Origin of the sequence: Algibacter sp. Ld11, assembly GCF_045066735.1 — a bacterium.
Classification (GTDB): Bacteria; Bacteroidota; Bacteroidia; order Flavobacteriales; family Flavobacteriaceae; genus Algibacter.
Map to the genome: position 1 here is coordinate 351,825 of NZ_JBISHH010000022.1, position 6,676 is coordinate 358,500.

General features: G+C 30.8%; 7 protein-coding genes. 6 read left to right on the forward strand and 1 reads right to left on the reverse strand.

Annotation, left to right across the window (positions count from 1 at the left end; all coding sequences use genetic code 11):
* The first annotated feature begins 43 nt into the window (after positions 1-43).
* From ACJJV4_RS09405 to ACJJV4_RS09430, 6 genes are all read left to right on the forward strand, one after another.
* Positions 44-187: a hypothetical protein gene (locus tag ACJJV4_RS09405; RefSeq protein ID WP_405293746.1), complete on the forward strand. Its 144-nt coding sequence runs from the start codon at positions 44-46 to the stop codon at positions 185-187.
* Between the two features lie 59 nt (positions 188-246).
* Entirely contained in the window at positions 247-537 is a 291-nt protein-coding gene (locus ACJJV4_RS09410; RefSeq protein WP_405293748.1) for a hypothetical protein, read from the forward strand.
* A 102-nt stretch (positions 538-639) separates the two neighbouring features.
* Entirely contained in the window at positions 640-2,940 is a 2,301-nt protein-coding gene (locus ACJJV4_RS09415) for a glycosyltransferase (protein ID WP_405293750.1), read from the forward strand.
* A complete protein-coding gene (locus tag ACJJV4_RS09420) occupies positions 2,940-4,361 on the forward strand; it encodes a tyrosine-protein phosphatase (RefSeq protein WP_405293752.1) in 1,422 nt (473 codons plus the stop codon). The genes ACJJV4_RS09415 and ACJJV4_RS09420 overlap by 1 nt, the downstream gene beginning before the upstream one ends.
* On the forward strand, positions 4,354-5,319 hold the full coding sequence (locus ACJJV4_RS09425; protein WP_405293754.1) for a methyltransferase: 966 nt from the start codon (positions 4,354-4,356) through the stop codon (positions 5,317-5,319). Before ACJJV4_RS09420 ends, ACJJV4_RS09425 begins: the two co-directional genes overlap by 8 nt.
* Positions 5,319-6,020 carry a WG repeat-containing protein gene (locus ACJJV4_RS09430; protein ID WP_405293756.1) on the forward strand — a complete coding sequence of 234 codons (702 nt, stop codon included), beginning with the start codon at positions 5,319-5,321 and terminating at the stop codon, positions 6,018-6,020. The genes ACJJV4_RS09425 and ACJJV4_RS09430 overlap by 1 nt, the downstream gene beginning before the upstream one ends.
* Before the next feature lie 16 nt (positions 6,021-6,036).
* Here ACJJV4_RS09430 and ACJJV4_RS09435 read toward each other — a convergent pair whose 3' ends face one another.
* Positions 6,037-6,471, reverse strand: coding sequence for a hypothetical protein (locus ACJJV4_RS09435; protein ID WP_405293758.1), 435 nt, complete (start codon positions 6,469-6,471; stop codon positions 6,037-6,039).
* Between the last annotated feature and the right edge of the window lie 205 nt (positions 6,472-6,676).

A 6,676-nucleotide genomic window follows, 5' to 3' on the forward strand; every position in this document is an offset into this window, starting at 1 on the left:
TTTAAAGTTATTTGTATCATAATTAATAAAAAATATAAAAATTATGAGTAAATCAAAACCAATGACAAGAACAGCAGCAGCAAGAATTCAAAGTAGTACTGCAAAAACATCAAATTCAGGAAATGTAGCAAAAGGAAGTTTTGCTGCAAAAGCACAAAGTGCAGTAGCGAAAAACTTTAAAAAGTAATTATTAATTAAATCTCGCCTTTTAGTTAAAGGCGAGATTATAATTTAAAACTTCATAAAATGAAAAACATCCTGAATTACAAGCTAACGCAACATTTTGAAGAAAGATTAATGCAGAGACAAATAGATCCTTTTTTAGTTTCTATGTGCCTTGTTAAAGGAGCTATGAAACCTATGGGAAGATCTAAAGTTGAATACACGCTTTCTAAAGAAGGTATTATGCAGGCTATAGATCAAGGTTATATGTTAGCTAAAGATATTCTTTGGGTAACAAGTTTTACTGTGGTTGCTAAAGGAGATATATTAATAACTGTTTTTACAAAATTTGGGGATACAGGTATCACAAATTAGAACAATTGTAAATAAGTAAAATGAACATGACTTATTTCGTTTTTACATAAAAAAAACTACAAATAATACTATTTTTCAACTTTTAAAAAGAATACAAAGTAAATGCACATATTAAAAATAATTCATGGCTATCCACCACATTATAATGCAGGATCGGAAGTCTATAGTCAATCCATATGTAATCAATTATCAAAAGACAACAAAGTTTCCGTTTTTACAAGAGAGCAAAACCCTTATGCTCCAGATTTTAAAATTCGTCACGAACAAGTAAGCTCAAGTTTAAATCTTTATTTTGTTAATAACCCTAACGGTAAAGATGGTTATATACATCAAACCATAGATAACAATTTTAAAATTTTAGTAGAAGAATTAAAACCAGATATAGCCCATGTTGGACACTTAAATCATTTGTCTACAGGTTTAATAGATGTTTTAAATGCATTAGAAATCCCTATTGTTTTTACATTACATGATTTTTGGTTAATGTGTCCAAGAGGACAATTTCTAACCCGTAGTATTGGTAACGAGAATAATACGATGCTTTGTTCTGGACAAGAGGATAAAAAGTGCGCTACAAGCTGTTATCAAGTCTATTTTAGTGGAAAGAAAGAAGAAGAACAAACAGATATTGATAATTGGAGCAATTGGGTTAACCGACGAATGCAGGAAACCAAAGCGATAATGGATAAAGTAGATTTGTTTATAGCGCCTTCTAAGTATCTTGAAGACCGATTTGTTTCAGATTTTAATATACCAAAAGCCAAAATTACTTATTTAGATTATGGTTTTCCAACGCATTATTTAACGCAAACAGAAAAAGCTAAGGAAAAAGAATGCTTTACGTTTGGTTATATAGGAACCCATATTCCAGCAAAAGGTATCGATCAATTAATACAGGCTTTTAAACATGTAAAAACACATGCTGTTTTAAAAATTTATGGTAGAGAAAGTGGGCAAAGTACAGCAGCTTTAAAAGCGTTAGCAGAAACTTCAGAAAATAAAGTGGAGTTTATGGGGGAATACATAAACCATAATTTGGCTAATGATGTTTTTGCACACGTAGATTGTATTGTGGTGCCTTCTATTTGGGGAGAAAATTCACCTTTAGTTATTCATGAAGCACAAGCTTGTAAAATCCCTGTGATTACTGCCGATTTTGGAGGCATGAAAGAATATGTGCAACATCAAGTAAATGGGCTATTATTTAAACATAGAGATGTGGATGCCTTAGCAGAACAACTAAATTTTGCAGTATCTAATCCAGACAAAATGAAAACGTATGGAAGTAAAGGGTATCTGTTTTCGCAAGATGGAGGGGTGCCCGATATCGTTGAGCATTGTAATGAATTAGTAAATATATATAAGCAGTATACTCATACTAGTAAATTTTGGAGAGTTACAATCGATACAAATCCAGAAGATTGTAATTTGAAATGTATCATGTGCGAAGAGCATAGTCCGTATAGTAACTTTATAGATACGCTTTATAAAGAAACGGGTGTTAAGCGCAGACGTATGGATTTTAAAACCGTGCAACAGATTTTCGAACAAGCATCGGTGTTAGGAGTAAAAGAGATTATACCTTCTACAATGGGAGAACCATTATTGTATAAGCAATTCGATAAGATTTTTGACTTAGCGAAACAACATGACATAAAAATTAATTTGACCACTAACGGTACATTTCCTAAAAAGAGTGTTTTGGATTGGGCTAAGTTAATTGTGCCTAACACTACAGATGTTAAAATAAGCTGGAACGGTGCTACGGCAGAAACTTCAAAAGAAGTGATGCAAGGTTTAGATTTTGAAAAAGCAATTTCGAATGTAGAAGAGTTTGTGGCTTATAGAGATGAGTATTTTAAAACAAATGGTTATTTCTGTCGTGTAACATTACAATTAACATTTATGCAAAATAATATGCATGAATTGGTGGATATTATCAAACTAGCTGCTGAACTAGGCGTAGATAGAGTTAAAGGACATCAGCTTTGGGATCATTTTGATGAAATTAAAGCATTGTCTATGAAAGCAACTCCAGAAAGTGTAAAGCGATGGAATATTTATGTAAAACAAGCTCATGCTGCAGCTGATACTTATAGAAAACCAAATGGAGAAAAAGTGTTATTAGAAAACATTATTCCAATAGAAGATCATGCCACTAAAGAGGTTCGAGAAGATTATGAATGCCCATTTTTAGAGCAAGAACTATGGATATCTGCAACTGGTAAAATATCACCTTGTTGTGCGCCAGATAATTTAAGACAGTCTTTAGGTGACTTTGGGAATATAAATACAGAATCTATTCAGGACGTTTTTAATAGTACTCTTTATAAAGATTTGGTGAGTAACTATAAAACAAAAAATGTTTGTAAAACTTGTGTCATGCGTAAACCTGTAGCTTAATGAAACATATAAATACTATAGAAAAGATAAAGGTTATTTTGCCTAAAATAGAAAATGTAGAGGTTGCACTGCTATATGGTTCTTATGCTAGGAAAGAAGCTTTAGGTAATTCAGATTTAGATATAAAGCTTATTGTTGACGATAGTTTTGACATTCAGAACTTTATAGCGATTATAAAAAATGAATTAGATGAAACAATAAAAAAGGTACACTACATTAAACTTAGAAATAAAGTTGTTATTTATTTCAAGGAACTCCCAAAGTTAGAATTTGGTTTGTGTTATAGTATAGAAGCTATTAATCGAGATTTTTTAGGGTCAGAAATAATAGACCTAAAGGATATAATATTGTATGAAAAAGATAAAGCACATACCCAAATAGAATCATATTTAAAACAACTTATAGCCTCTAAAAAAGATATTAATACTTCAGATATAAATAACTTAATAGATAAGTTTTTATATGAGTTTGAGAGCTGTTCTTCTAAGCACAGTAGGAGTGATGGGTATCAGTTTTATTATTTTTATAATATCGCTTTTCATATTGCAATTCAATTAAACTATTTAGCTAAAGGGAAAACAGCTTATTACTTTCTTCCAAAAAACTTTATGACAAGTGAACTTTCGGCAGAAGCTCAAGCTAGTTTTTCTAAATTAAATGGTGCAACTTTTCTTCCAGAAGGGAATAAAAGAAAAAGAGCCTTATTAGATTTCTTTTACAGCGCAATAGAACAACTAGTTCCAACTAATAAATATAATGAGCTAAAAGCGTTTTGCGAATGGGTTTACGAGCGTGACTTCTTTTGGAATTTTAGAGATGCAAATGCTTTCAATACTAAAATGAAAAATCAATTAGTTTATAGAACATCAGCATTAGCTTTATTTCAAAACACAGAAGAATTGAATGTATTGCTACGTGACAACAACATAAAGACAATAATTGATTTAAGAGCGGATAGAGAAATTGAAACAATTTCATATTCAGATGAAGTCTTAGGTCAAGTCAAATATGTTAAAGCGCAGTTTGATCCTTGGGATCAACCAAAATGGTTTAAAGAAAAGCATAACGAAGGTTCTAATCATGAGATTGCATATCGTTTTTTTGCTATGGGTTGTAAAGACTCCATAAAGAAAATATTTGAAACTATTTTGGAAGAAGAAACAGGCGCTATTGCTATTCATTGTCATGCAGGTAAAGATAGAACAGGTATTATTTTTTCTTTATTACATCTTCTCTTAGGTTCACCATTAGATAATTTAAATACAGATTATTTAACGAGTGAAATGGATGTGTCATTAGATAAATTGAAAATAGCACTTGATGTTGTAGAAAATGAAGGTGATATTGTGAAATATTTAATGTCTTGCGGTTTAACAGAGAAGCAAATAGAGGCGTTAAAAAGAAAGTTGTTAGATGAGTAATAGAGCGTTTTTAAAATCTTTCTTCACAGAACATTGGAAATACATGACAGTAAATGCTGCTTGTAAATTAAATTTGTTCGATGTTTTAGATGAAACAGGAAAAACAAAAAAAGAGATATCAAAGCTATTAGATATTCCAGAAGAAAATATGGAATTGTTACTTAACGGTTTAACAAGTATTAACTTTTTAGATGAGGTAGAAAGGCACTTTAAATTAAATGAAAGATCTATTCTTCTAACGGAAAAATACCCTGATTCGTTAAAGTATGCTTGTTTAAATTGGTCAGGAGATCATTTAGAAGCTTGGAAAAACTTAGATATTTCTGTTAAAACAAGTAAAAGTGCTTTTGAGAATAAATATGATATGGGGTATTTTGATTATTTAAATCAAGATGAAGAAAAATTAGATGATTATCATAAGGCTATGTTTGCTTATGCTAAAGATGATTACCTAAATATAACTGAAGTAATTAACTTTAATATCCACAAAAGTGTAATGGATGTTGGAGGTGGTTATGGGGCTGCAATTTCTAATATAAAAAAGGAGCTACCCGATTTAGAGTGTTTCTTGTTTGATCTCGAAAAGGTTATAAATAAATGTCAATTAGAGAATAACGTTAAACCTGTTAAAGGTGATTTTTTTATGGAAATACCACAACTAGCAGAGGCTATAATATTATCTAGGGTTTTACATGATTGGAATGATGAAAAAGCGGATCTAATAATAAATAATGTTTACCTAGCGCTTCCAGAAAATGGATCTTTATATATTATTGAAAATTGTTCCGATAAGATAGATGTAGATTTATCTCTATTATCTCTAAATATGCTATGTATGTGTGAGAGTTATGAGCGATCATCTTATGAGTATATTGCTTTAGCAAATCAATCTAAATTTAGGTTTATGGAAGCTAAAAAACTAAATGAATTACAAACCATACTAATATTCAAGAAATAATGGACTGGAAGGATATAAAAGTTTCTGAAAAGGCTAATTCATTTATTTATAAAGATGAAATACTTTTCAAAAAAGAATATGATGAGGTTTTAAAATTTCATAGTCCAGGAATTGCACCTGTTAAAGATGAATCAGGTTGGTATCATATTGATGTAAAAGGTTTTGAATTGTACAAAGCTCGTTATGATCGAACTTTCGGTTTTTATTTTAATCGAGCAAGTGTAGTACAAGCTAATTCTTGGTTTCATATTGATGAAAGGGGAGAGCCTTTGTATAATGATAACTATGCTTGGACAGGTAATTATCAGGAAAGTATGTGTTCAGTTAGGAATTTTAAAGGAGAGTATTTTCATATCGATTTACATGGAGTTACTGTCTATGAAGCAAAATATAAATTTGTCGGAGATTTTAAAGATGGATATGCGTGCGTGAAGCAATTAAGTGGTTTTTATAAGCATATTGATAAGCATGGGAATTTTCTAAACGATAAAGAGTTTTTAGATTTAGGGGTTTTCCATAAGAATTATGCAACTGCAAAAGATAAAAGAGGGTGGTTTCATATCGATAAAGAAGGTAATGAGCTTTATAGTGAGCGCTATAATATGGTTGAGCCTTTTTATAATGGATTTGCTGTTGTAGATACTCTAATAAATACAAAACAAATTATTAATGAAAAGGGTGTAGTTGTTTTGGAAGTCTAAATATAGTGCTGCAACACTAAAACAAATAAACAACATCACCAGTATCCATATCAAAATAGGGTAGAGCACCATCATGCCTAGGAGCTAAATTATTGATTTTATAATAACGATTAAGAAGCTGTTTTTTTAGGTTTTCCAAATCACCTTTAGTAGCGGGTTTATTTTCTATAGGAGTCAGCATAGATTTTAAACCATCTGCTAACAAACTACCCGCAGCTGCATTTCCTGCTCCAGCTAAACTCATAGAATCTACTTTGTTTTTTACAGGAGGAGTTGGAACAGTTAGAACGTCAATTTTAGTTTTAGTATCAGGGATTGTAGTAAGTTTATTATCTGGTTTATTTCGTGCATGATGTGCTTTCGAACGACAAGAATTGCTACAATATTTTTGAACACGACGACGTTTGGGGTCAAATTCTTTATAGCAATACTCACAAGTGTAAAATTCCATTTTTCTTAATTTAGCGTCAAACGAACGTTCGTTTGACGCTAAATTAATGTTTTTTGTGATTTTTAGACCAATTTTGTAGTCAAATATTTTATAAAGTTAAAGATCAACACTAAAAACCGAGCTTAATAAAAACCTGTCAATCTCATCATCATCAATTATTAGCTTTCGCTTTTTTGTAGGTTTAGTTTTTTGTCTAACAGGTAGA

Bases quoted from the DNA above. Each gene is read 5' to 3' on its own strand.
- ACJJV4_RS09430 (WP_405293756.1), top strand. From the start codon at position 5,319: ATGGACTGGAAGGATATAAAAGTTTCTGAAAAGGCTAATTCATTTATT.
- ACJJV4_RS09420 (WP_405293752.1), top strand. From the start codon at position 2,940: ATGAAACATATAAATACTATAGAAAAGATAAAGGTTATTTTGCCTAAA.
- ACJJV4_RS09415 (WP_405293750.1), top strand. From the start codon at position 640: ATGCACATATTAAAAATAATTCATGGCTATCCACCACATTATAATGCA.
- ACJJV4_RS09405 (WP_405293746.1), top strand. From the start codon at position 44: ATGAGTAAATCAAAACCAATGACAAGAACAGCAGCAGCAAGAATTCAA.
- ACJJV4_RS09425 (WP_405293754.1), top strand. From the start codon at position 4,354: ATGAGTAATAGAGCGTTTTTAAAATCTTTCTTCACAGAACATTGGAAA.
- ACJJV4_RS09410 (WP_405293748.1), top strand. From the start codon at position 247: ATGAAAAACATCCTGAATTACAAGCTAACGCAACATTTTGAAGAAAGA.
- ACJJV4_RS09435 (WP_405293758.1), bottom strand. From the start codon at position 6,471: ATGGAATTTTACACTTGTGAGTATTGCTATAAAGAATTTGACCCCAAA.